The sequence below is a fragment of the Radiobacillus sp. PE A8.2 genome (assembly GCF_045635475.1).
In the GTDB taxonomy this organism is placed as follows: Bacteria; Bacillota; Bacilli; order Bacillales; family Amphibacillaceae; genus JBJGXI01.
The window spans coordinates 1-24,001 of sequence record NZ_JBJGXI010000007.1 but is presented as its reverse complement, the minus strand read 5'-3'; the positions used below and the strand labels follow the sequence as shown (position 1 = coordinate 24,001).

General features: G+C 38.4%; 20 protein-coding genes. 8 read left to right on the top strand and 12 right to left on the bottom strand.

Going from position 1 to position 24,001, the window contains the following annotated elements; genetic code table 11:
• Positions 1-86: 86 nt before the first annotated feature.
• Complete coding sequence (locus ACI6MV_RS05670) at positions 87-1,913, top strand: DNA ligase D (protein WP_407269203.1); 1,827 nt, start codon at positions 87-89, stop codon at positions 1,911-1,913.
• A 7-nt stretch (positions 1,914-1,920) separates the two neighbouring features.
• Here ACI6MV_RS05670 and ACI6MV_RS05665 read toward each other — a convergent pair whose 3' ends face one another.
• The 3 genes from ACI6MV_RS05665 to ACI6MV_RS05655 all read right to left on the bottom strand — a co-directional run bounded on the left by ACI6MV_RS05665 (position 1,921) and on the right by ACI6MV_RS05655 (position 4,707).
• On the bottom strand, positions 1,921-3,159 hold the full coding sequence (locus tag ACI6MV_RS05665) for an aminopeptidase (RefSeq protein ID WP_407269201.1): 1,239 nt from the start codon (positions 3,157-3,159) through the stop codon (positions 1,921-1,923).
• A gap of 80 nt (positions 3,160-3,239) precedes the next feature.
• Complete coding sequence (locus tag ACI6MV_RS05660; protein ID WP_407269199.1) at positions 3,240-3,692, bottom strand: OsmC family protein; 453 nt, start codon at positions 3,690-3,692, stop codon at positions 3,240-3,242.
• A gap of 220 nt (positions 3,693-3,912) precedes the next feature.
• The gene (locus ACI6MV_RS05655; RefSeq protein ID WP_407269198.1) at positions 3,913-4,707 is read right to left on the bottom strand and encodes a TerC family protein; all 795 of its coding nucleotides are present in this window, start codon (positions 4,705-4,707) and stop codon (positions 3,913-3,915) included.
• Between the two features lie 462 nt (positions 4,708-5,169).
• Here ACI6MV_RS05655 and ACI6MV_RS05650 point away from each other — a divergent pair, with 462 nt between their 5' ends.
• The 3 genes from ACI6MV_RS05650 (at position 5,170) to ACI6MV_RS05640 (ending at position 8,089) form a co-directional block, all read left to right on the top strand.
• The gene (locus ACI6MV_RS05650; RefSeq protein WP_407269197.1) at positions 5,170-6,279 is read left to right on the top strand and encodes an AI-2E family transporter; all 1,110 of its coding nucleotides are present in this window, start codon (positions 5,170-5,172) and stop codon (positions 6,277-6,279) included.
• Between the two features lie 759 nt (positions 6,280-7,038).
• Positions 7,039-7,272, top strand: coding sequence for a DUF4372 domain-containing protein (locus tag ACI6MV_RS05645; RefSeq protein ID WP_407269195.1), 234 nt, complete (start codon positions 7,039-7,041; stop codon positions 7,270-7,272).
• Positions 7,268-8,089 (top strand): IS4 family transposase, encoded by an 822-nt coding sequence (locus tag ACI6MV_RS05640; protein WP_407269373.1) that lies wholly within the window; start codon positions 7,268-7,270, stop codon positions 8,087-8,089. The genes ACI6MV_RS05645 and ACI6MV_RS05640 overlap by 5 nt, the downstream gene beginning before the upstream one ends.
• An 864-nt stretch (positions 8,090-8,953) precedes the next feature.
• On the opposite strand, the gene ACI6MV_RS05635 is transcribed toward ACI6MV_RS05640, so the two are convergent.
• The 4 genes from ACI6MV_RS05635 to ACI6MV_RS05620 all read right to left on the bottom strand — a co-directional run bounded on the left by ACI6MV_RS05635 (position 8,954) and on the right by ACI6MV_RS05620 (position 13,220).
• A complete protein-coding gene (locus ACI6MV_RS05635; RefSeq protein ID WP_407269193.1) occupies positions 8,954-10,066 on the bottom strand; it encodes a DctP family TRAP transporter solute-binding subunit in 1,113 nt (370 codons plus the stop codon).
• 103 nt (positions 10,067-10,169) lie between these two features.
• Positions 10,170-11,438 (bottom strand): TRAP transporter large permease, encoded by a 1,269-nt coding sequence (locus ACI6MV_RS05630; RefSeq protein ID WP_407269191.1) that lies wholly within the window; start codon positions 11,436-11,438, stop codon positions 10,170-10,172.
• A 36-nt stretch (positions 11,439-11,474) separates the two neighbouring features.
• The gene (locus tag ACI6MV_RS05625) at positions 11,475-12,056 is read right to left on the bottom strand and encodes a TRAP transporter small permease (RefSeq protein WP_407269190.1); all 582 of its coding nucleotides are present in this window, start codon (positions 12,054-12,056) and stop codon (positions 11,475-11,477) included.
• Positions 12,057-12,362: 306 nt separating this feature from the next.
• Positions 12,363-13,220 (bottom strand): GNAT family N-acetyltransferase, encoded by an 858-nt coding sequence (locus ACI6MV_RS05620; protein WP_407269188.1) that lies wholly within the window; start codon positions 13,218-13,220, stop codon positions 12,363-12,365.
• 133 nt (positions 13,221-13,353) lie between these two features.
• Here ACI6MV_RS05620 and ACI6MV_RS05615 point away from each other — a divergent pair, with 133 nt between their 5' ends.
• Positions 13,354-13,536, top strand: a complete 183-nt coding sequence (locus ACI6MV_RS05615; RefSeq protein ID WP_407269186.1) for an SE1832 family protein — start codon at positions 13,354-13,356, stop codon at positions 13,534-13,536.
• A 262-nt stretch (positions 13,537-13,798) separates the two neighbouring features.
• On the opposite strand, the gene ACI6MV_RS05610 is transcribed toward ACI6MV_RS05615, so the two are convergent.
• On the bottom strand, positions 13,799-15,664 hold the full coding sequence (locus ACI6MV_RS05610; RefSeq protein WP_407269184.1) for a cation:proton antiporter: 1,866 nt from the start codon (positions 15,662-15,664) through the stop codon (positions 13,799-13,801).
• A 157-nt stretch (positions 15,665-15,821) separates the two neighbouring features.
• On the opposite strand from ACI6MV_RS05610, the gene recQ reads away from it, so the two are divergent.
• Entirely contained in the window at positions 15,822-18,014 is a 2,193-nt protein-coding gene (recQ, locus tag ACI6MV_RS05605; protein ID WP_407269182.1) for a DNA helicase RecQ, read from the top strand.
• A gap of 104 nt (positions 18,015-18,118) precedes the next feature.
• Positions 18,119-18,256, top strand: a complete 138-nt coding sequence (locus tag ACI6MV_RS05600) for a hypothetical protein (protein ID WP_407269181.1) — start codon at positions 18,119-18,121, stop codon at positions 18,254-18,256.
• A gap of 1,056 nt (positions 18,257-19,312) precedes the next feature.
• On the opposite strand, the gene ACI6MV_RS05595 is transcribed toward ACI6MV_RS05600, so the two are convergent.
• The 3 genes from ACI6MV_RS05595 to ACI6MV_RS05585 all read right to left on the bottom strand — a co-directional run bounded on the left by ACI6MV_RS05595 (position 19,313) and on the right by ACI6MV_RS05585 (position 22,801).
• Entirely contained in the window at positions 19,313-19,483 is a 171-nt protein-coding gene (locus tag ACI6MV_RS05595) for a hypothetical protein (RefSeq protein WP_407269180.1), read from the bottom strand.
• Positions 19,484-19,547: 64 nt separating this feature from the next.
• Entirely contained in the window at positions 19,548-20,792 is a 1,245-nt protein-coding gene (locus tag ACI6MV_RS05590) for an aminopeptidase (RefSeq protein ID WP_407269178.1), read from the bottom strand.
• Between the two features lie 125 nt (positions 20,793-20,917).
• Entirely contained in the window at positions 20,918-22,801 is a 1,884-nt protein-coding gene (locus ACI6MV_RS05585) for an ABC-F family ATP-binding cassette domain-containing protein (protein WP_407269176.1), read from the bottom strand.
• Positions 22,802-22,975: 174 nt separating this feature from the next.
• On the opposite strand from ACI6MV_RS05585, the gene ACI6MV_RS05580 reads away from it, so the two are divergent.
• Positions 22,976-23,299: a winged helix-turn-helix transcriptional regulator gene (locus tag ACI6MV_RS05580; protein ID WP_407269175.1), complete on the top strand. Its 324-nt coding sequence runs from the start codon at positions 22,976-22,978 to the stop codon at positions 23,297-23,299.
• A gap of 40 nt (positions 23,300-23,339) precedes the next feature.
• On the opposite strand, the gene ACI6MV_RS05575 is transcribed toward ACI6MV_RS05580, so the two are convergent.
• The gene (locus ACI6MV_RS05575; RefSeq protein ID WP_407269372.1) at positions 23,340-23,879 is read right to left on the bottom strand and encodes an acyl-CoA thioesterase; all 540 of its coding nucleotides are present in this window, start codon (positions 23,877-23,879) and stop codon (positions 23,340-23,342) included.
• Between the last annotated feature and the right edge of the window lie 122 nt (positions 23,880-24,001).

Here is a 24,001-nt window from a genome sequence, read left to right as displayed (position 1 = left end):
CTTTTTGTGTTTAGTCTGCCAAATCAAGCGCTTTTTATGTTTAAGACAATGACTACTAGCCAAACTAAAAGTGGGAGGTGTGCGTCATGGATATAATGAAGCCAATTGCAAGCGTTAAGATTCCGAGTGACGATTCATGGATTTATGAAGTGAAATATGATGGCTTCCGAGCGATCCTCTCTTGGGATCAAAATAGCATTTCGCTTGTCAGCCGAAACGGGAAGGATTTATCAAATAATTTTCCTGAAATCATTGACTATTGTCTTGAAAAACAAGCACTCATGGAAGATTTACTACCACTTCAATTAGATGGTGAAGTGGTTATTCTTAACACACTGCTACAAAGTAATTTTCCATTACTGCAACAGCGTGGCCGCTTTAAAGCAAACGAAAAAATCAAACAAGCAGCAAGCGTCCGACCGGCTCATTTTCTTGTCTTTGACCTTCTTCTTCAAGCAGGAAAATCTGTGCAAACACAACCATTACATTTACGAAAGCAAAAGCTGTACGATGTTTTTGCAAGTCTTGGTGTTACTACGATTTCATGGCATGACCGGCTCGGGTTAGTTTCATATTCCGATAATCAAGAATCACTTTGGGAGCAGTTGATAACCTACAAAGGGGAAGGTGTCGTAGCGAAACGATTGAAAAGTCGTTATGTGGACGGGAAAGCACACAGTGATTGGTTTAAAATAAAAAATTGGCGAACAATTCACGCCTTTATTACAAGTTTTGATCAGAATAATGGGTATTTTGACGTTAGTGTTTATCAACAAGCTACAGCCGTGCTTATAGGAAAGTTCAAACACGGATTAGAAGGTGAAGAGCTTGATACATTGAAAAATCTAATCGACACACAAGGTCAAAAACGCGGCAATGTAATCGAATTACCACCAGGCATATGTGTTGCAATCAACTGCTTAGATGCAGGTGACGGGGAGCTACGCGAACCAGAGTTTAACCAATTTCGACTAGACTTACACCCTGAGGATTGCACTATAGATCAATTACAATGGGATTTAGCGATGTTTCCAAAGCAAAATGATATATCTAAACGAAATAAAATCTTCTATGATGAGACAAATCGATCGAAAGGTGATTTACTCGTCTATTTACGAAATATTACCCCGTTTATGCTGCCTTTTTTAAAAAACAAAGCACTTACGATTATTCGTTGTCCGGACGGCATTCATGGTGAATCTTTTTTTCAAAAACACCTCCCAGATTATGCCCCAGATTATGTTGCTGGAATAGAATCTGGCAAAGAGACTTTATTGCGCTGCGATCATGTGGAAGCTCTGATTTGGTTTGGTAATCACGGTGCGCTTGAATATCATGTACCGTTTCAACATATGGGAAAAGATTATCCGGTAGAAATCGCCTTTGACTTGGACCCACCAAACATCGAGGCATTTGAATTGGCTATATTTGCTGCTCAATTGCTAAAACAACTACTCGATAAACTGCAACTTATCTCTTATGTAAAAACATCTGGAAATAAAGGACTACAAATCTATGTCCCGATTCCTGACAAAAGCTTGAGTTACGAGGACACTGCAGCATTAACAAATGGGTTAGCCCAATTATTGGTTGAGCAATATCCCGACCACTTTACTACCGAACGGATGAAGAAGAACCGAGGGAATCGTCTATATATTGATTATGTACAACACGGAAAAGACAAAACATTAATCGCGCCTTACTCGCCAAGAATCAATCCAAATGCAACGGTTTCCACCCCACTGTTCTGGGATGAAGTGCAACAAGGATTGACGGCTTCACAATTCACAATAGCTAATGTTGTTGATCGTGTATTAGAAAAAGGCTGCCCATTCGCTGATTATTATCATCGAAAAGACAGCCAGGATTTGCATTTAATCAAGGATTTCATCGCAAATATTAAGACCAAATAGAAGTCATTTAGTCGAATGAAATTGCCCATGTACCATTACGGAAAATGGCTTCTGTTTTTCCATCCTTAGTAATACCATCAATATTCAATTCACTTGAACCAATCATGAAATCTTCATGAACCAAGCTCTCATTTACACCATGTTGGTCCATTTCTTCATCGGTCATTTCCGGCCCGTTTTCAATATTTGTCGGGTAAGCTTTTCCAAGTGCCAGGTGACAAGATGCGTTTTCGTCAAATAGTGTATTGAAGAAGATAATACCTGATTGAGAGATTGGTGATTCGTGTGGAACGAGTGCTACCTCTCCCAATCGTCTAGCCCCATCCTCATCCATGTCAAGCAAATGTCCGAGTGCTTTTTCGCCTGTTTCAGCAGAAAATTCAACAACCTTACCATCTTTGAATGTTAAGTTGAAATTATCAATGATATTTCCTCCATAGCTAAGTGGTTTCGTGCTTGCCACTATACCATTGACACCATATTTGTGCGGCATCGTAAATACTTCCTCTGTCGGCATGTTCGGATTAAATTCTGTTCCTGATTCCGAAAACTCTGATCCGCCGTGCCAAATATGATTCTCAGGTAAATCGATCGTTAAATCCGTTCCTTCTGCTTTATATACTAATGATTTATATTGCTTGTTTGTTAAGTATTTCTTTGCCTGAAGCAAAACATTGTTGTGCTTATTCCATGCGTCAACAGGATCTGCTTCATCAATACGATTCGTGCGGAATATTTCCTCCCACAACTTATCGATTGCTTGTTCAGTAGGTATTTCCGGATATAATTTCTTCGCCCATCCAGATGTAGGATAACCAATCACAGACCAGCACACTTTATTGTTCATCATATATTTACGATATTCTGATAACGCCTGCCCCGCAGCTTTTCCTGCTGTTGCGATTTTTTCACCGTCAATGTCTTTTAGTAAATCAGGATTCTCTCCATAAACCGAGAGGATCGCATAATTATCTTTCACCATTGCTTCTAATCCATCTGCACGCCATTTCGGGAAGTTTTCTAACGTTTCTATTGGTGCATGTTTGAATTTTAAAAACGTCAGCAATTCATCATTCCATTCAATATGTACATTTTTTGCACCTACGGCATACGCTTCTTTTGCTACCATGCGAACAAATTGCGAAGCTTCTACTGGAGCGTTTATTATTAACCCTTGATTTTTTTGCAAATTTACACCTTTTTGAACAGCGAGCTGTGCGTATTTTTCTAATCGTTGTTGATTCATAAGTTACTTCCTCTCCTAAGTTTCATATCTTCTATTTTAGCATGATTGGCAAATTTATGTAAACGATGCTTATGACCGCATCAAGTTACATTAATATACACTTCTGCCTGCAATTCTAGTTCAACATTTCCTTTAATTGCACGGGAAATCATACAACTTGTCTCGGCTTTTTCAACTAACTGTTTTGCATGATCTAGTTGAGCTGTTGTAGCACCGTTTGCTAATATGACGGTCGGTTTATGGATGATCTTTTGATACGTAAACACACCATTTGTTACATCGACAATTCCTACTGATTGTAAATCCATATGTTGCAGCGGTATTGCTGCTCTCTCAATCATCGCTGCTAGTGTAATAATGTAGCAGGTTGATGCAGCTCCTAACAACATTTCATCCGGGTTTGAACCGACTCCGGGTCCATCCATTTCTGGTGGAATAGAGATCTTTGTCTTTAAATTCCCTGCATCTATATAGCCTTGACTATTTCGGCCACCTGGCCAATCTGCCTTTAAGTGAAAATGATGAGTAGCCATCGCTTTTCATCCTTTCTTTTTTGATCTATGTGGATAATTTTATGCGGTATCGATTATTTCGTCCAATGATGAGGGTGAGGGAAAGTCTCGCTAGTTGGCTTAGCGCTGAAGCTGGACATCCCCTAATTCTTTTTTATTTTAAAAAGCCTAAATCATCTGTCATAGGATTTAGGCTTTTCAATTGCTATGTGCTTATTTTATTCTTTATTTCAAAATCTTCTTATTTATCGGTTTCTTTTTTATTTTCTTCAACTAGTTCTTCAGCTTCTCCATCGATTTCTTCTTCGTTTGGCTTCCTACCTGACATAAACCACCCAAGTACTACAATCGCTACTAGGACACCATAGAAGATTAATTTCCATATTAATGAATGTGGGAATTCATGTGGGATAAGGTGTACATCCTCATGTGCCAGTACATTCATTACTAGCTTTACCCCTACCCAACCTACGATTACGAATGCAGCTTTTTCTAAACTTGGTCGCTCGTTTAGTAATTTCACAAAGAATGCAGCAGCGAATCGGATGACGATTAGTCCTGCAATTGCTGCTAAAACGATAACAACAAACTTAGCACCATCCATCCCACCTATATGACCAAATGTTGTATCTGGTAATGCGATTACAAGCGCAACAGCTGCTAAAATAGAATCAATGGCAAAAGCAATGTCAGCAAATGCAATTTGTGCAATGGTCGCTTTATAACTTTTGCCTTTTGCCTCTTTTTCTTTGTGTTTACTTGGCAATAGATGTTTTACGGCAATGAAAATTAAATATGCCGCACCAATTGCTTGTACTTCCCACACATGAAATAGAAATGAAATGATAAACAAAGAACCAACACGGAAAATAAATGCTAAGAGTAAACCAATATTTAAAGCTTTTTTTTGTTCATCTTCTGGTAAGTGTTTAGCCATTATCGCTAAGACTAAAGCATTATCCGCAGATAAAAGGCCTTCTAATGCAATTAATACTAATAATACCCATCCATATTCTAAAAAAAGTTGTGCATCCAATACTTTTCCCTCCCAATAGTCTTCCACCTAGGCTCTACAAAAGCCCATAAAAAGAGACCTTTACCTAAGTGGTAAAGGTCTCGCTAACAACGTTTTAGTTGCCAATTAAGCCGGAGATTACTCTCGAAATGACGACATTAACTGTACAGCTACTCCCCTTTAATCATGAATAAATCATATCACTACTCTAATAAATGTCAAGAAAACAGCAGGGAATATCGCACCTTATCACTAGTTAATCTTATCGTTCCCTTCTTCTTTTTCATTATTCCTTATTTGTAATATCCGATTTTCACAATAGCAAGGAAAACCATTTTTTCGTTTATATCAATCTATTAATGGGCAAGATGGTAGTAAAATATGCTATTCTTAGTAATATAATCAATTTTTTACATAGTTTTATATCATTGATTCAAAAAATAGAAATAGGTATCTAATACTAATACGATAGAGGGTGTGAATATGTTGTACCAACAAAAATGGTTTAAGGTATTAATTGCTTTTATTTTAATTTTTGTACTGATTTATCTAATTTCCATTGTTGATTTTATGTTCGTTCCAATCTTCGGTTATTTTACAGCCATCGCTGTACCATTTATCGGAGCAGGGTTTTTATTTTATGTAACGAAACCAGTTGTTAATATTCTAGAAAAATACAAAGTACCAAGAATACTTGGAATCTTGATTGTATTTCTTTTAATTATCGGAGTTATTTTCTTAGTGATCAATTATATAGCACCTATTGTTCAAGAACAATTTTCTCGTTTAGTAAATAGTGTGCCAAACATGGTCGATAATGCAAGTGATCTTGTTATTAGTCTTTGGGAAAACAATCAAAGTCTAATACCACAGCAACTAGATCAAACGATTGAAAATATCACAAACAATCTACAATCTTACTTACAGAACATGCAATCTGCTATTGAAAATGTAACTTCCTTTTTAATTAATTTTATTGGTGGATTAGTGAGTTTTGTACTTTCAATTGTTCTAATACCGTTTTTTCTATTTTTTATGCTTAAGGATAGTGATAAGCTAGTACCATTCATCACCAAATTTTTGAGTTCACCAAAGGCTAAAAGCTTCAGAAAGTTAATGGGTAATATTGACAACACACTAGCTTCCTTTATTCAAGGGCAATCAATTGTAAGTGTTTGTGTTGGTACCATGTTATATATCGGTTACAACATTATTGGTCTGCAGTATCCATTGTTAATTGCTATTTTTGGTTTCTTTATGAACTTCATTCCGTTTGTAGGTCCGTTTTTATCTGCAATACCTGCCATATTGGTTGGTCTTACTCAAGACCCAATGACTGCTTTCTATGCGATCATTGTCATGTTTGTTGCACAACAAATAGAAAGTACCTTTATCTCACCAAATGTAATGGGTAGAGCACTTAGTATTCACCCGTTAACGATTATTACACTAATCCTCGCTGCAGGAAGTATTGCAGGACTAGTTGGGCTCCTGTTCATTATTCCAATCTATGCAGTAATTAAAACGATTGTTTCGCATTTTTATGAAGAATGGAAAAAGAATCAACCCAAAGGTGAGAAAGATATTTTGTAGTGCTCTGGGATCCTTTCTACATTTGAATTGTTCGATGATAAGAGGGACGCCATAGGAACAGTAATATACTTGTACTTCCGATCTATTTTTGTAAACTTTCCTGCGTGTTTCCATTATTACGTGTACCCTCGGTGTGCACGTATGTACTAAGAACTGCAAAACCAACTGGACTTACTTTCCACCAGACATAAGTGGGTAAGCATTTTGACACCTTTAATTATTTAAACTACGTCTAAACTTCACATGTAGAGTAGATAACAAAATCATGAGATGTTTCCTCTTTGGACTTGCTAGAAAAGAAAGGAACAAAAGCGCAGAGCGCCGGTTAGCGACGTACGGACTGGGACTGCGATTACTCGCCCCACCGAAAACATTTGGACTGAACCGTAGGACCAGAGTAGGCTTCGAAGCTTTATCTCGCACGAAGAAAATTGTTCTATATTTTCGAGGAGATAAAGGAAACACGGTGAACAAAGTGAACCGATGTTGACTTATCGTGTCATGAGGTGAGGGAAGTCTCGCTAGTCGCTGGCGCTCGGAGCTGGACGTGGCTAAATAACTCAGCAAGATATCCACAACTGTTTATTTTTATAATTTCCTCACTAGCGTTGCATAAACTTTCTAAGCAAAAGTCAAGGAATAAAAATCGTTAGAAGATTGGGAATATTGGAAATTTTAGCTATAAAAATGCACAAAAAAACCTTAAAATTAGGGTATGGTAGTCCTGTCTAAATCCCTAATTATAAGGAGAATACATCCATGGACAATAATACCATAAAAACTGTATTCAAGGAATACATTCATCCATTAGATTCGAAAGTTATTCAAAAAATGATTGATCATGCTGAGATTGACAAATATGTTAAAAAGTTAGATGTACTAACGTTTACAAGGCTTTTTATCCAAGCCCAGCTAAAAGGACTGCCTAGTTTACGACGAGTAAGTGAAAATGTGAAACGTAAAAAAAACGGTACAAAGACAAGTAGGTATTGAGAGTATCAGTAAATCCCAACTTTCCAGAAAGTTTAGTGAGTTACCACCTGAAATATTCCAAGTTATCATGCATCATTTGATTCAAAAGCTACATCAAATACTAGGTCCCAAAAAAGCTGAAAAATCACTTGGAAAGATTCATTTAATTGATTCATCGACACTTTCCATGTGTCTTAGTCAATATGAGTGGGCAGATTTTCGAGATACAAAATCAGGGGTTAAAATGCACACATCTGTAGTCTTTTGTAATGGTGAGACTTTCCCAAACGATGTCATCATTACGCCAGCTAGACCGGCAGACGAAACACAGTTGGATGCATTGATTGTGCTAGATAAAAATGCGCTTCACGTATTTGACAGAGGTTATTTCAACTTCGAAAAGTTTGATTTCTATTGTGCAATAGGGATTCGATTTGTGACTCGAATCAAAACGAATACGGTTGTACATGTGATAGAAGAATTAAGAGTTGATCCTTCCTCGTCTATCCTTCGAGATGCTATCGTGAGGATTGGTAAGATGAAACATCCTCTACGCTTAATAGAAACAGTAGATAGCGAAGGAAACAACATTTCCATTGTGTGTAATGACGCAAAAATAAGTGCACAGGAAATTAGTGACCTCTACCGAACACGCTGGCAAATTGAATTGTTTTTCAAATGGGTAAAGCAACATTTGGTCTTGAAAAAGCTTTATGGTAAAAGCCAAAATGCTGTATTCAACCAGATTTACATTGCAATGATTGTGTTCTGCTTAACGCTTTTAATAAAGCATAAATTAGGATATAGAGGCACATTACTGGAAATGATGGATTGGTGACTGCTGGTCCAAGAAACTTGAAACCTTTATTTCAGAATTAATCAAGGAACCAGATCGATCATCCGATGGTCGCCGAAAGCTCTCTCACCAACGTATCTTTGAAGAAACCTTAACGCAATATGAAACGGGGCATGTTTCTCATTTGAATTATCTGACTTACGATCCAATCAATTGAATAACTGTAAAAAAATGGATAAAGGACTACTTTTAAAGCCCTATTGTCTTTTTTTCTTAAAAATGAAAAATATTATATCTGAAAATTCAGTAAAATATACCGAGCACGAAAACTTGTTGTTTGACATAACTTTTTATTTTTTATGCAACGCTAGTGAAAATATTTAGAAAATGTTCATGATGAATAAAAATATAAATAGAAAAATGTAGTATGTTATCTTTTCCTTTATCTCCATTTCGTTTTTTCTTTCTATTATCCTATACAAAAAAAGAACTGTTAGTATGGGCAATATAGCATCAAAAAGATAATTAAGCATGTTTATTCTCCTTATAAATACCCGAGTATTCTTACTGTTTCTTTATCTATATTTTAACATAAAATACCAGAAAACCTTTCTCGAAAATAGAACAAATCATTATTAGCAGCACATATCACAGTTGAAATAAAATAGCTTTTAACAATCGTTTTAGCACTCTAATTTCACGTTGTACACAATTCTATGTTTCTTTGCTAAAAAGGTTGCGATTTATCATGTTAAATTAGGTGTTAATATATAATAAATGTTGTTATATCAATAAAAATAGGAATACAAAACGCTGTACGAATTGTACTCCTATTTGGTGTGTTATTTATTGTTTTCTATCCTAGAACTGAACCCGTTACCCTTAGGACAGCCTTTTTTTCTACAATTATTCTGCTGCTTCAATTTCGCCTTCTAGTTTATCTAGAATAGCTCCATCTACAGTTGAAACGTCAGTACGATAGAATTCGCGAACATCTACAGCAAGTTCTTCAAATGCTGCACGTTGTTCTTCAGTTAGTTCAATAATTTCAGTTGGATATTCTTCATTAGCTTTCATTTCTTCAAGGAATTGATTATTTAATTCTGTTTGCTTATCAAATACCCAATCTTGCATATCTGCTATCGTTTCATCAACAATCTTTTTCAAGTTATCAGAAAGACCATTGTACCAAGATGTATTAGCAGTTGTCATCGCAACATAGTTGTTGTGATTAGAAATAGTCATTGTGTCTTGAACTTCGTGGAATTTAGCATCATAGATAAAGAAAATTGGATTTTCTTGACCTTCAACAGTTCCACGTTCTAGACCAGTATATAACTCACCCCAACTTAATGATTGTGGAGCAGCTCCATATGCTTCGTATGATTTAATCATTAATGGAGATTCTTGCACACGCATTTTCAGACCTTCAAAATCTGCAGGCTCTTCAATTCCAACGTTACTTGTCCAAGCCATAGCACCTTCTGTCCAGAAACCAAGTGGTGAAATATCATATTCTTCGTATCTTGCACGTAAATCCGTGTTAATTGCTTCACTTGTATTTAAGATATCTTGTGTTGCTCTTTGATCACTTGGGAACAAATAGTGTAAAGCAAAGATTTGTCCTTCTTTAACCATGTTACCAGTGAAACCAGGTGACATAACCGCTAACTGTACTGCACCTTGTTGTAATGATTTCACTTGGTCAACTTCACTACCAAGACCACCATATTCATATGGTGTTACAGTAATTTTGCCGCCAGTTTTTTCACTAATACGCTTAGCAAATTCTTCTGCGTACTCATACTGTACTTGACCATCAAGTTCTTCTGTGATAAATTTCCATTCAGCTTCTTCGATGTCAGCTCCAGCTGTTTCACCTTCATTTTCACCTGCAGCATTTTCTGTATCTTCGTTTGCAGGTTCATCATTGGCAGGTTCATCTGAATTCTCTTCTGGTTCTTCTGTTTCGCCACCACATGCAGCTAGAAACAAACTTAACATTAAGACGAAAAGCAATGCTAAAATTGACTTTTTGTTAAAAATAGTAATTACCCCCTAAGTAATTTTAAAAATTGATATATATAAGGATTCTCGAAAATGTGAGAATCTACTTAACAAATTAAATAAGCGCTAACGATAGTTGTGGGAATACAATTAACAGTACTCCGATAATAAGTAACATAATGATGAACGGAGGAGTCCCCCGAATAACATCTAAATATGATTTGTTAAATACAGCACTCGCGGTAAATATATCGACCCCAAATGGTGGTGTTGCTGAACCCAATGCTGCTTGGAATGTAATGATTATTCCTAAATGAATAGGATCAACACCTGCGGCTGTTGCTGCTGGTGCAAAAATAGGTGTTAGTACTAAAATAACTACAATTGGGTCGACAAACATACAGCCGACAAAGAAGAATATACTTACCATTAACAATACATACCAACCGCTAGGATCAGAGCCTAATACAGCTTCTGTAATTTGCTGTGGAATCTGTGCATAACCAAGAACCCAAGTGAATGCCTGCCCACCAGCAACCAATACAAATACCGCAGATGTAACAAGTCCTGTTGATAATGCAATTTTGGGTAATTCCTTAATGTGAATAGACCGATAAATAACAAATTCTAAAATAAAAGCATACAATACCGAAATACCCGCTGCTTCAACCGGCGTAAACCAACCTTTATAAATCCCACCAATAATTAATACAGGGAAACCTAAAGGAAGTAGTGCTTTCGCTGTTACTTTTAATCGATCTGGCCAATTAACACGGTCTGCTAATGGAATATTTTTTATTCGAGCGTAAAAATAACTATAGGTAGCAAAACTTAAGAAAATGATGCACCCTGGTATGATACCTGCAATAAATAGTTTACCTACTGATACACCATCTGCAGCTAATGCATAGATAATCATCCCTATACTAGGTGGGATTAACAAAGCTACATCACTTGAGTTAATAATGAGTGCAATGGCACTAGAATCTTTGTATCCAACTTTCAGTAATCTCTCGCGCATTGGACGACCGATTGCTACTACAGTGGCTTGGGTAGACCCTGATATAGCACCAAATAACGTACAAGCAGCAGCTGTTGTTACCGCATAGCCACCTCGAATGTGCCCAACAAAGGCACCAATGAAATCTAATAGTTTATTAGAAGTTCTTCCCGATGTCATAATGTCTGCCGCAAAGATGAATAAAGGCACACATAGGAGAACTGGTGATTCAATACCGGTCATTAATTGATCCAATACTAACGTCAATCCCATATCTGGATAGTAAATTGAAACAATAATCACCGGTGCTACAATTAACGGAATCATCATTGGGAAATTCAATAACAATAGAACAATCATAATTGCTATTAATGTTAATAACATAATTGGTTCCTTTCTCGTATGTAATTTTTATTCATCTTACACATGAATTTCATCTGCCAATTCTTTTTTATCTTTATCATTATAATCAACTGCATCAATTCCCAAATATACCTTGTCCTTCACTCTTATATTGATCCACGTATTCCGAAGGTACTGAATACCTGCCATTAGGAAACCAAGAGGAATGAACATTACCATTACCCATACAGGCACCTGTAAATTGGATGTTACCGCACCATATTTCGCTTCAGATAGTACATATAAATAGGAGTGGTAGGCTAAAAAGAACATGGCGATAGCTGTAATAAAATTGATTGCAATCATCATAATTTTCCTGCCTTTAAATGGGGCAAAATCGTAGAATGCTGACATACTTATATGTCTTCCTTTTCTAGCAACATAAGCAATGCCCATAAAAGTTGCAATAACAATGGCGAACTTACTTACTTCTAAATGAAAAATAAAGATATTTGAACCAAAAATTTCACGTGCAATAACGTTTCCGATAATCATAATGGAAATCAGAATTACAGAAAAACTTAAAATAAATTCTTCTAATTTCATAACAGCTTTATCAACTATATCTAGTGATTTTTTAAAAAAACCTAAAATATTCAATGAATTGTTTCCTCCTCTTTCAGGATGAAAAACGTGTTCGATAAAATAGACACTTATAATGTTACTAACATATTTTGGATTGTACAAATAGTGTATTTTGTGATTTGGCTTAATTAATATCCATTTTAAATCAACGTTCTAATATGTTAGCCATATGGTTAGATATAGGCTTATATACTTCCAATAAGTTGTAAATACTCTTTATTTAATGAATCACACGTTTGTACTGTGCCCATTTTTATTAAAAAGATTCAAAAAGACTAACTCCTTGTCTCTAGGAATTAGCCTATGCCGTCTGTATATCAGTTATGATTTTAAATTATAAACAGTTGAATCACTAACAACACGATAACCCATCTTCTTATAAATATGATTAGATATTGGATTATCTGCATCAGCAAACAGACTGCAGAATTGATTTCCCTGTTGTAATAATCTCTTAGACAGTTCTGCCACACTCGCCGTAGCATATCCATTTCCTTTATATTCATTTGGTGTATAAACTGCGTTAATCGATGCCCCATGCTTTGATTTTCGGGATTGATTCACCATCGAGACGTATGTTCCATTTACTTTCCAGAGGTATACAGATTGTACTTCAATGAAACGTGCTGCCATTTGCTCCGCTTGTTCAGTAGTGGTCGGCACATGCGCTTCTTCTCCGAATGCTATCAGCCACTTAGCGATTAACTTACTATTCGCGTCAGACGCCTTTACTAATTCACCTTCAACTATAGGGGGCTCAATTAGCTGATCTAGTCGATAAACGAATTGTTCCATTTCAATCGATGTCTCCACCTTTGTTAACTGTTTCCAGCTATCTACAAACTGCTGGGCAAGCCTACTAGGGCCGATTACTCCAGGTAGCATGACCTCTTCGTTATACAGATGCTCAGCTATACTTTGTATTGTGCTAGAAGGTAGATTATCTACATCAGCCAAAATCAAATTATGTGGTGGTGTTTGCATAAATGCATAAACCGCTTCTCCTTTTTCTTTTACGATACCGAAGTATGGGTGGTTTTGATCTACTGCGTTCTCCTTGCTACCCACTATCCGATTCACAATCCCTAAAGGTAAGTTATTGCTCGCTTCTTTTTTCAATAACATTGTTTCAACTAATTTAAGATACGCTTTTGGATCACTGATTCGAACAACTTCCATCTAAATGCCCCCTGTTCCTTGATAAAGTAATCCTATATTACGTTTTTTATCATCATTCGACAAGGGTTATTTTTGGTTTTCTTGACTTACTACGCATGTTTTGGCTACAGTTTATTTAAAGGAGTGTTGAACAATGACAAAACAAGAAATAGAAGATGAAATCCGTTCATTAAAATCCGACTATATTCGTATTCAATCTGATTTAGAAAAGTTAGACTCTGTTGGTGGAAATACAGCTAATGCCGAAAAACAATTAGAACAAATAGAAAACCAGTTAGCGGAGTTGAATAAACAGTTAGATGCTTTTGAAGATTAAATAGCATAAGAAAAGCTCAGGGAGCCCGCTTAGAAACTTAGCAGCTGGAGTGAGTCGACTGAGATAAAGGAATCATCCCCCGCATAAGGGTATGTCGCCGTTGGACGACAAGTCCGCTTTTAGTCGGCCTTCCATGAAACTTGAATACATGATGACTTATCGTAAGGCGGTTCGTGAAGTCGCCTAGTTTCTGACGCTTGGAGCTAGACATATGCACAGACTCTCTTATCTTTCAAAAAAGGAGCAGACAACCTAAGTTAGGTTACTGCTCCTCTTTTGTTTCATCCGCTTTTGCATCGCGTTGTTCAGCTAACTTTGCACGAATTTTATCAAATTCTTTACTTGGTGGCGTTAAGCTAATAACCACATCACCAGGTTCTGCTTCCACTGTTTCGTTGTCGACAAAGAACTCGATTTTTTTGGATTGCTTCACGATAAACAACAATATCGTGTGTAGATCTCGTTCTTCGATATATTGATCATACGTATATTGATTCGTAATATTAGTTTTTCTTAGTACATGTCCTGCATCAATTTTATGAATCAGTGATTCTAATGTATCTTGTTTACTGAACAATAGTCGCCCACCGATTGTCGATACTAAATCATCTGCTTGATCACTCGCACCATGTGTATTAATTTTATACACATTACTTCTACCGAATTCCGGAACAAATGTTGTACAGACTAGACTGTTATAAGAGTCGTTCTCCGTTGCTGCCAACAAGTAATTATAAGGTGTCATATCGAGCCCATATTCTGTTTTTTCCGATAGAATATCACCATAATGAAAATTGATTCCAGCGTTTCTTGCTCTGGACAGTCGACGCCATGAAGAATCTGTCACTAAATTAGGTATCTCAGCTTCCTTCAGCAGTTGAGATAAAGCAACCGTAAAACTATTACTTCCTATCATTAAAATACCCGGTTGTTCCTCCGAGGATAAATCTAACTTCCTCGCTAGCCACCCAATAGAAAAACCGTGCGCACATACTGTGAAGAATACGAGTGCAAATGTTAATGATGTGATAATCGCAGCATCACCAAAACCTTCTTCTAGCAACACAGATGCGAAATAACTTGCTACAGTTAGTGCCACGATCCCTCTAGGCGCAATCCAACCTACTAATAGCTTTTCCCGGTTCGTTAAGTCTGTACCAAAGGTTGATAAAAAGATCGATAACGGCCTTACGATAAATAACATTAACAGTACAAATCCGATAATTTCTACTTGAAATACATCAACTAACGTATCCCTTGTTAACGAAGCTGTTAGCATCACAAATATAGCAGATGTTAGCAGCATCGAGATATTTTCTTTAAAATGGCGCATATCTTGGATTGATGCAATCCGCATATTAGCAAGCTTCATTCCCATTGCAGTCACAGCTAGAAGTCCAGTTTCGTGCGCAACCTCATCAGCTAATGCAAAACATGCAATAACTGCAATAAACATGGAAGGTGATTTTAGAAATTCTGGCATATGTCCCGCTTCAAACATCCAGCCAATTGCTTTTCCAAAAACAACTCCTAGTATTACCGCAAACACAGCACCAAGACAGAAAATAAGTAAGGAGACACCACTTCCACCATCACCAAGCATAAATACGATCGCTTCAAAAGCAAATACAGCTAATAATGCGCCAAATGGATCAACGATTATACCTTCCCACTTGAGTATTTTTGCAGGCCGCGGCTTTAGTTTGGATTGCCTTAACAAGGGAAGAATTACGGTAGGTCCTGTAACGATTAAAATGGCACCGATCACAAAAGATACCGCCCATGACAAGCCCGCTACATAATGGGCCGCAAGTGAACCGAGCACCCAACTGATCGAAGCACCAAAAGTAACGATACGCATGACAGGTCGTCCTAATCCACGAATCTCTTTTATATCAAGGTTTAAGCTACCTTCAAATAATATGATAGCAACCGCGACAGAAATAAATGGACGATACAGTTCTCCAAAATCCTGTTCTGGATTTATTATATGAAAGATTGGGCCGGATAACAGTCCCGCAATCGACATCACAACGATAGCTGGTAGCCGTAGTCGCCAAGAAATCCATTGAGATCCGACCCCAAGTACGCCAATAATCATAAATTCTAAAAGAAACGAATCAATCATACCTCTCCCCCTTTCGGCACTATGATATTGATTTCTTAATATAGAAATAGTTTAAGGCTATCAGATGGCAATGTAAACCAGTATGATTTCAACTTCATTTTAAAAACCAATTGTGATTACTAGCCTTGCCATGATACGATAGATTCGGAAACGTCAAATGATGTTTCCGATTAGCGATGAAAAGGTTGGTGTTGCCATGTTTAAGGAAGCAACTGATTTATTACAAGAATATTTCGGATATGACAGTTTTAGACCAGGTCAAGACTCCGTTATTCAGTACACCCTCTCCTCTCATAATTCCCTTGCGATTATGCCTACCGGTGGTGGAAAATCAATATGCTATCAAATTCCCGGTCTCATGCTTGATGGAACAGCAATTGTTATTTCTCCACTTATTTCCCTTATGAAAGATCAAGTTGATGCATTAACATCACTTGGCATACCGGCAACCTATATCAATAGTTCGTTGACGCAAGCAGAACAGGATGATCGGTTACAGCAGTTAAGGAAAGGCAATTATCAATTTTTATATATCGCACCGGAACGATTGGAGTCGGCTGCTTTTATGAATACTTTGTCATCCATTCCACTTGCACTTATCGCCTTTGATGAGGCGCATTGTATATCGCAGTGGGGGCACGATTTTCGTCCGAGCTATCGTTCAGTTGTCGCTACTTTAAAGCAGATTCCAAGCCTACCAGTAATGGTTGCACTTACTGCGACAGCAACAAAAGAAGTTATTCAAGATATCCAACAATTATTAAATATTAATCCGAATTATGTAGTGAACACCGGATTTGCAAGAAATAATCTGTCTTTCCATGTCGTTACGCGACAAGATCGAACAGATTATATTTCTCAGTATGTACGCAACAGGCAATACGATTCTGGGATTATTTATACAGCAACCCGCAAACAGGCAGATCAACTGTATGATCGCCTTGAAAAAGCAGGTCTTTCGGTTACAAAGTATCATGCCGGATTATCTGAGGACAAGCGTAAACAAGCACAGCAAGCTTTTATTAATGAAGAGAAATTACTTATGATTGCTACAAATGCTTTTGGAATGGGAATTGATAAGTCGAATGTTCGCTATGTTATTCATTATTCTATGCCAATGAATATCGAATCCTACTATCAAGAAGCTGGACGTGCTGGTCGGGACGGGGAACAAAGTGACTGTATTCTACTTTTTTCCCGACAAGACATTCAACTGCAAAAATTTCTAATAGAACAGTCCAATTTAGAAGAGCATAAAAAGGCGCAAGAATACAAAAAACTACAAGCTATGACCAACTACTGTCACACGAGTAGCTGTCTGCCTACATTTATTCTTGACTATTTTCAGGATCCTTCAGAACGAATAGACTGCGGATCTTGTAGTAATTGTCAGCATGATGGTGAACGCGCGGACCGGACCAAGGAAGCCCAAATGGTGCTTTCTTGTGTAAAACGAATGGGTGAACGGTTTGGAGCTGGCCTTGTTGCCAAAGTATTAAAAGGATCGAGTGATAAAAAGGTAAAATCATTTCGTTTCGACGACCTAACCACATATGGCTTAATGCGACAATATACAGAAAAAGAGATTACCAACTTCATTCATTTTCTAGTAGCAGAAGGCTATTTAGATGCTGGTGAAGATCGCTTCCCGATTCTAAAATTGACCACAGCGGCCGCAGACGTATTAAAAGGGCAAATACAAGTATGGATGAAAACAGGAGTCGTAAAAAGCGAGGCGCAAACAGACTATGACGAAGCATTGTTCGAGGAACTCAGGCAGTTACGCAGACAAGTGGCCGAGGAAAAAGCCGTTCCTCCTTACGTGATTTTTTCTGACGCTACATTAAAAGAAATATGCCGTTACCTTCCAACAAGCGAACAAGAAATGCTCGTTTTAAAAGGTGTGGGTGCTAAGAAATTTGAACAATACGGCGAAATCTTCTTAGAACCAGTTAGCGCCTGGCTTGAAACACATGAAGCACCACCCCGGCCACCTGCTGCCAGCGTAAGTTCCGCTCTTCCTAAAAAGGAGAGTAGCAGCAGTACCGGAGAAGCAAGTCACCTAGTTAGCTATCAGGCTTTTATCGATGGAAAAACGATTGCACTCATTGCTGCGGAGCGGTCGATAACAGAAAGAACGGTATTAACCCACTTGCTAAAAGCTGGCAAAGAAGGGCAGCCGTTAGATTGGTCGCTGTTTTTCAATGAAGAAGAGGAGCAAACAATCATAGAGGCTCGTACGGATTCAGACGAGCAAAAGCTAAAGCCTTTAAAAGAAGCCCTACCTGAAGGGTATACGTATGACATGATTCGCGCCGTGCTTGTTAAAAATGGTTTTATGGAGGTTTAGAGGCAGATTGTTGCTTGTGAGCGTCTGGATTTGCATACGTGCGGTGATCTGTGGTTTTGGTGCGATGATCCGGGTGGATATACCAGATCAGCGGGGGATCGAGTATGTTTGGTGCGATGGTGCAGGTAAATGTACTTGATCAGCGGGGATCGAGTATGATTGGTGTGATGGTGCAGGTAGATGTACTTGATCAGCAGGTGATCGCGTATGTTTGGCGTGATGGTGCAGGTAGATGTACTTGATCAGTGGTTGATCGAGTACGTTTGGTGTGATGTCGCAGGTAGATGTACTTGATCAGCAGGTGATCGCGTATGTTTGGTGTGATGGTGCAGGTAGATGTACTTGATCAGCGGGTGATTGCGTATGTTTGGTGTGATGGTGCAGGTAGATGTACTTGATCAGCGGGTGATTGCGTATGTTTGGTGTGATGGTGCAGGTAGATGTACTTGATCAGCGGGTGATCGAGTACGTTTGGTGTGTTGTAGTTGGAAGATGTACTTGATCATCTGCTGAACGAGTATGATTGTCACAGGTAAGTGCCAAATATACTAGATTAATCCCGATCACAAGGTTTTATTAACTAATTTCCACTCAATTAGTGTACTCAAAGCTTTTCGCGTCGCTTCCTGGCCTTTGCGACGCGTAATTCTACTCACTCAGGGTTTTCGCGTCGCTTCCTGGGCTTTGCGACGCGTAATTCTACTCACTCAGGATTTTCGCGTCGCTTACGGGCCTTTGCGACACGTAATTCTACTCACTCAGGTTTTTCGCGTCGCTTACAGGGCTTTGCGACGCGTAATTCTACTCACTCAGGGTTTTCGCGTCGCTTCCTGGCCTTTGCGACGCGTAATTCTACTCACTCAGGGTTTTCGCGTCGCTTCCTGGCCTTTGCGACGCGTAATTAAACCCACTCAGGTTTTTCGCGTCGCTTCCTGGCCTTTGCGACGCGTAATTCAACCCACTCAGGGTTTTCGCGTCGCTTCCTGGCCTTTGCGACGCGTAATTCAACTCACTCAGGGTTTTCGCGTCGCTTCCTGGTCTTTGCGACACGTAATTCTACTCACTCATGCTTTTCGCGTCGCTTCCTGGTCTTTGCGACGCGTAATTCTACTCACTCAGGTTTTTCGCGTCACTTACAGGTCTTTGCGACGCGTAATTCAACTAACCAAAGCTTTTCGCGTCGCTTCGCACTCCCGCAGCAACTCCTGAACCACTACATCCAACACATAGGAGTACAATCACCAACCACACCCATCAAAAAAAGCTTGTCTCTGCATACACACAGAGACAAGCTTTTATTAATCTTCACCAATGACTTCTTTATCTTTATGACGTTTTTGACACTCTGCACAAAGCTGCATTTTTTCCTCTTGCTTCGATTGCAACAGCTTTCCACAATTTGAGCATTTTCCAAAATCATTATTTGGATTTGGTTGAAAACCTATTAACTCAGGATTTGGTTGGTCCATCTGTTATCTCCCCTTTGTTATAGAAAAGATACCCCGTTATGACCGCACCCAAACATCACCCGGTTTACTCATCAAAATTGATCGCCCAGCTACCTTTACGGAAAACGGCTTCTGTTTCACCATTTGCTGTAACACCATCAATATCAAGCTCCGCTGAACCAATCATAAAATCGACATGTGTAAGACTGTCGTTTACGCCATGCTGATCAAGTTCGTCATCATTCATTTTTGATCCGCCTTCAAGGTTGGTCGGATATGCCTTTCCAAGTGCAATATGACAAGAAGCGTTCTCATCATATAACGTGTTATAGAAAATTAAGCCTGATTGAGAAATTGGTGACTCATGTGGAACGAGTGCAATTTCACCTAAACGGCGTGCCCCTTCATCTGTATCCAATAAATGCTTTAACGTCTCGTATCCTTGTTCCGCTTGATAATCAACAACTTTACCATCTTTAAACGTTAAGCTGAAGTTATCAATCACGTTTCCACCGTAGTTTAATGGCATTGTCGCTGTTACAGTACCATTAACTCCGTATTTATGTGGAAGTGTAAACACTTCTTCTGTTGGCATGTTTGGGTTGAAGTTATAGCCTTTTTCGGTGTTTTCTGCAGCTCCGCCTTTCCACACATGTCCTTCAGGAAGCTCTAGTTCAATATCAGTTCCTGGTGCTTTATAAATTAATTTCTTATACTGTTTTTTATTTAACACTTCACGCGCTTTTTTCAATGTTGCGTTATGCTCATCCCATGCTGCAACTGGATCTTCTTTATCAACACGAACAATTTTAAAGATTTGCTCCCATAAGCTTTCCATCGCATCTTCCTTGGATTTGTCTGGGAATATTTTTTGTGCCCAGTCTCCAGTTGGGATGGAAATGATTGACCACGAAATACGATCATTCATCGTATATTTACGGAACTCTTTCATTGCTTCTGCCCCAGCTTTAGAAGCTTTTGCAACGCGTGCTGCATCAATATCCTTTAACAAATCCGGATTTGTTGATCGGATAGATAATAGTGCTGCGCCTTTTTCAGCAAATGTTAAATACTTATCAACCTGCCATTGCGGGAAATCTGTTAGTACTTCATCTGGTGCATTTTCGTACTTTAAAAGCGTCAGTTCATCATCTGCCCAATTAATATGTACATCGGAAGCTCCAAGTTCATATGCTTTTCGCACAACGATTCTTGTAAAATCTGCGCCATCAATTGGTGCATTGATCATTAAAGGTTGTCCCTTTTGAAGATTCACTCCTGTTCGTAACGCGAGCTCTGCATATTTTTCTAGTGCTTGTTGTTCTGCCATTTGATTATTCCCTCCAAATTTTTTCTTTTTCTATTCTATTATTTCATAACAACTCATAATCGACAAAAAATATATTCGGATATTTAGTCGATTTCATAGTACTGATGTTAAACATTCATATCCGGTTAATCTTCCTGTTCTATTTCTTCTACTAAAATAGACAGCTCTGTCCAACGATCCATTGCTTGTTCTAATTGTTCTTCAAACTGTTGCTGTTCTTTATAGAGATCTTGGACTTTTCCGAGATCACTTCCCGCTGCTTCTATTTTAGCTTTGATCTGTTCAATCTGTTCCTCTAATTCGGCAATACGATCTTCGATACTATTCCAGTCCTGTTGATCTCGGTAGGAAAGTTTTCGTTTTTTGTTTCGTTGCCTTGGTTGCTCTTGTTTCTCTACTATTTTGGGTTGTTTACTAGCAATTAATTCTAAGTAATCACTGTAGTTTCCACGGTATATTTGAGGTTCCTGACCTACTTCTACTGCAATCAACCGGTCAACAACGCGATCAAGGAAATAGCGATCATGTGATACCGTTATGACTACACCGGGGAAATGGTCCAAATAATCCTCTAATACACTTAACGTTTGTGTATCCAAATCGTTGGTTGGTTCATCCAATAACAATACATTCGGAGCGTCCATTAATACACGTAGAAGATAAAGTCGTCTTCGCTCTCCTCCAGAAAGTTTACGAATATAGGTCCACTGCTGCGAGCGCGGGAACAAAAAGCGTTCTAGCATTTGTTCTGCTGTTATTGATTCACCATCTTTTGTGTAAATAACTTCTGCAACTTCTCTTATATATTCAACTACACGTAGATTTTCATCCATCTCTGAATGGTCTTGGGTATAATAACCAAGCTTTACTGTCGGTCCAATTTCTACTGTTCCAGTATCAGGTGCGACCCGGCCTGTAATAATATTGAGCAACGTCGATTTTCCGCTTCCGTTCGGTCCAATAATGCCAATTCGGTCCCCCGGAACGATAAGAAGATTAAAATCTTGTAAAAAGGTCGCCGATTGATAGGCTTTGCTAATGTTCTCTATTTCAATAACCTTTTTACCTAATCGTGTCGAGCCAATCTCAAATTCTACATTTGCTTTATTATTATCATAATTGACCTCTTGTAGATCTTCCGCTCGCTGTATTCTCGCTTTTTGTTTTGTTGTACGAGCTTTTGCACCACGACGAAGCCATTCTAATTCTCTGCGCAATGTATTTTTATGTTTTTGCTCGGCATGAAGTTCTTGTTCTTCTCTTTCAGCTTTTTTCTCTAAAAATGCTTCATAATTTCCATCGTACGTATATAGCATACCTTTATCTAGTTCGTAGATACGATTCGTAATCCGATTTAAAAAATAACGATCGTGCGTAACGAGTACAACAGACCCTTGGTACTGGGGCAGGTAACCTTCTAACCATTCGATCGTTTGATTATCGAGATGGTTGGTTGGCTCGTCTAAAATCAGCACATCTGCTGGTTGGATTAGCGCTTTTGCTAACGCCACCCGCTTTTTCTGACCACCAGACAATGTTGCTGTTTGTTGGTCAAAATCGGTTATTCCCAACTTTGTCAAAATTGTTTTTGCTTTTGCGTTTGCATCCCATGCATTTTCCTGATCCATTTTTTGTTGTAAGCTCATTAGCTTATCTTGAAGCTTGGTGTTATCCGGATCATTTTCTAATTGAAAGAGCGCATTTTGATATGCTCGAAGTACAATCATCAATGTCGATTCGCCGTAATAGATTTGATCTAACACGGATAAATTTTGGTCAAGCTCTGGATCTTGTGGTAAGTACTCGACACGAAAATCATTGGCATGTTTCATCGCACCAGCATCTTTTGTCTCAATTCCGGCAATTATTTTTAGTAGACTGGATTTCCCCGTCCCGTTTACACCAATTAACCCGATACGTTCATTCTTTCTAATAACGAACGATATATCATTAAATAATATTTTATCTCCATATGATTTATGTAAGTTTTCTACAGATAAAATGCTCATTGCTATCACCCTCATGATTATTATAAAGCAAGGTCTGTCTCATGCAAACCATGCACGACTAGTTTCGACTTATTTACTAACTTCAACAGATATGCTATTCTTATATTAATTACTTTTAGTAAGTTTATCTCAAAGATGTAAAATACATGTTCTTTAGTTTGGGGTGTAGTACAAATGCAACAGCTATGTCCACGATTTGAGAAAGCAATGCAATTGTTTAGCAAAAGATGGGTTGGTTTAATCTTATTTGAACTACTTGACGGGTCTAAACGGTTCTCAGAAATGGAAACTGAACTTCCCGTAAGCGGTAGATTATTATCAGAGCGACTTAAGCTATTAGAGCAAGAGCTCATTGTGGAACGAAAGGTTTACTCTGAATTTCCTGTACGTATCGAATATACGTTAACCGATAAAGGGAAGGCACTGGAACCGGTTATTAGAGAAATAAAGAATTGGTCCGAAAACTGGGTTAGTCAAAATGAAATAGAACAACAGTAAACCGCTGTTCATGTAACAGCGGTTTTTTTGTTGCTACAGCTTATGGCGCATCGCCGAATCGGGATTGCTCATTCCATGGTAATGCCGTTCCAAAATCACGTGCCATATCTTTGGAATTTTTTCTCCGTTCTTTTCGCAACTCTGCACGTCTTGGCGCTTCTTGATGTAGCCACTTCTCCTCGTCTGATTCCGGATACACACTTGGAACAGTTACTGGCTTATTATCCTGATCAATCGCAACCATCGTTATAAATGCTGTTGCGCACACTTTCCTATCTCCTGTAAGCAGGTTTTCTGTAACCGCCTTAACAAACACTTCCATCGATGTTTGATGCGTCCACGTCACGATTGCTTCTAAGCAGATCGTATCTCCCTCTCTTACCGGATGAAGAAAATCTACAGAATCCGTTGATGCAGTGACCACTAGCTGACGCGCGTGTCTCGTAGCAGCAATCGCCGCAACATCATCAATGTGCGCCATTAGTTTTCCGCCAAATAATGTTCCATGAAAATTTGTATCTTGTGGCATCACATGGGAAGTTTTTACCGTCAAAGATGCTACACAGGGTTTCGCTACCATTTGATACCCTCTTTCTGTTTGGCTGTTTTCTAAAAGATTGTTGTTAGTGCGCAAAATAGATAAACTCCGTCGTAACTTGGAGAGTGCTTGCACCGCTCCGGAAATCCACTTCGCTTTCCGCG

Bases quoted from the DNA above. Each gene is read 5' to 3' on its own strand.
- ACI6MV_RS05585 (WP_407269176.1), bottom strand. From the start codon at position 22,801: ATGAGCATTTTATCTGTAGAAAACTTACATAAATCATATGGAGATAAA.
- ACI6MV_RS05620 (WP_407269188.1), bottom strand. From the start codon at position 13,220: ATGGAAGTTGTTCGAATCAGTGATCCAAAAGCGTATCTTAAATTAGTT.
- ACI6MV_RS05670 (WP_407269203.1), top strand. From the start codon at position 87: ATGGATATAATGAAGCCAATTGCAAGCGTTAAGATTCCGAGTGACGAT.
- ACI6MV_RS05645 (WP_407269195.1), top strand. From the start codon at position 7,039: ATGGACAATAATACCATAAAAACTGTATTCAAGGAATACATTCATCCA.
- ACI6MV_RS05580 (WP_407269175.1), top strand. From the start codon at position 22,976: ATGCAACAGCTATGTCCACGATTTGAGAAAGCAATGCAATTGTTTAGC.
- ACI6MV_RS05630 (WP_407269191.1), bottom strand. From the start codon at position 11,438: ATGTTATTAACATTAATAGCAATTATGATTGTTCTATTGTTATTGAAT.
- ACI6MV_RS05575 (WP_407269372.1), bottom strand. From the start codon at position 23,879: ATGGTAGCGAAACCCTGTGTAGCATCTTTGACGGTAAAAACTTCCCAT.
- ACI6MV_RS05660 (WP_407269199.1), bottom strand. From the start codon at position 3,692: ATGGCTACTCATCATTTTCACTTAAAGGCAGATTGGCCAGGTGGCCGA.
- ACI6MV_RS05650 (WP_407269197.1), top strand. From the start codon at position 5,170: ATGTTGTACCAACAAAAATGGTTTAAGGTATTAATTGCTTTTATTTTA.
- ACI6MV_RS05665 (WP_407269201.1), bottom strand. From the start codon at position 3,159: ATGAATCAACAACGATTAGAAAAATACGCACAGCTCGCTGTTCAAAAA.
- ACI6MV_RS05600 (WP_407269181.1), top strand. From the start codon at position 18,119: ATGTTTGGTGCGATGGTGCAGGTAAATGTACTTGATCAGCGGGGATCG.
- ACI6MV_RS05610 (WP_407269184.1), bottom strand. From the start codon at position 15,664: ATGATTGATTCGTTTCTTTTAGAATTTATGATTATTGGCGTACTTGGG.
- ACI6MV_RS05595 (WP_407269180.1), bottom strand. From the start codon at position 19,483: ATGGACCAACCAAATCCTGAGTTAATAGGTTTTCAACCAAATCCAAAT.
- recQ (WP_407269182.1), top strand. From the start codon at position 15,822: ATGATGTTTCCGATTAGCGATGAAAAGGTTGGTGTTGCCATGTTTAAG.
- ACI6MV_RS05615 (WP_407269186.1), top strand. From the start codon at position 13,354: ATGACAAAACAAGAAATAGAAGATGAAATCCGTTCATTAAAATCCGAC.
- ACI6MV_RS05590 (WP_407269178.1), bottom strand. From the start codon at position 20,792: ATGGCAGAACAACAAGCACTAGAAAAATATGCAGAGCTCGCGTTACGA.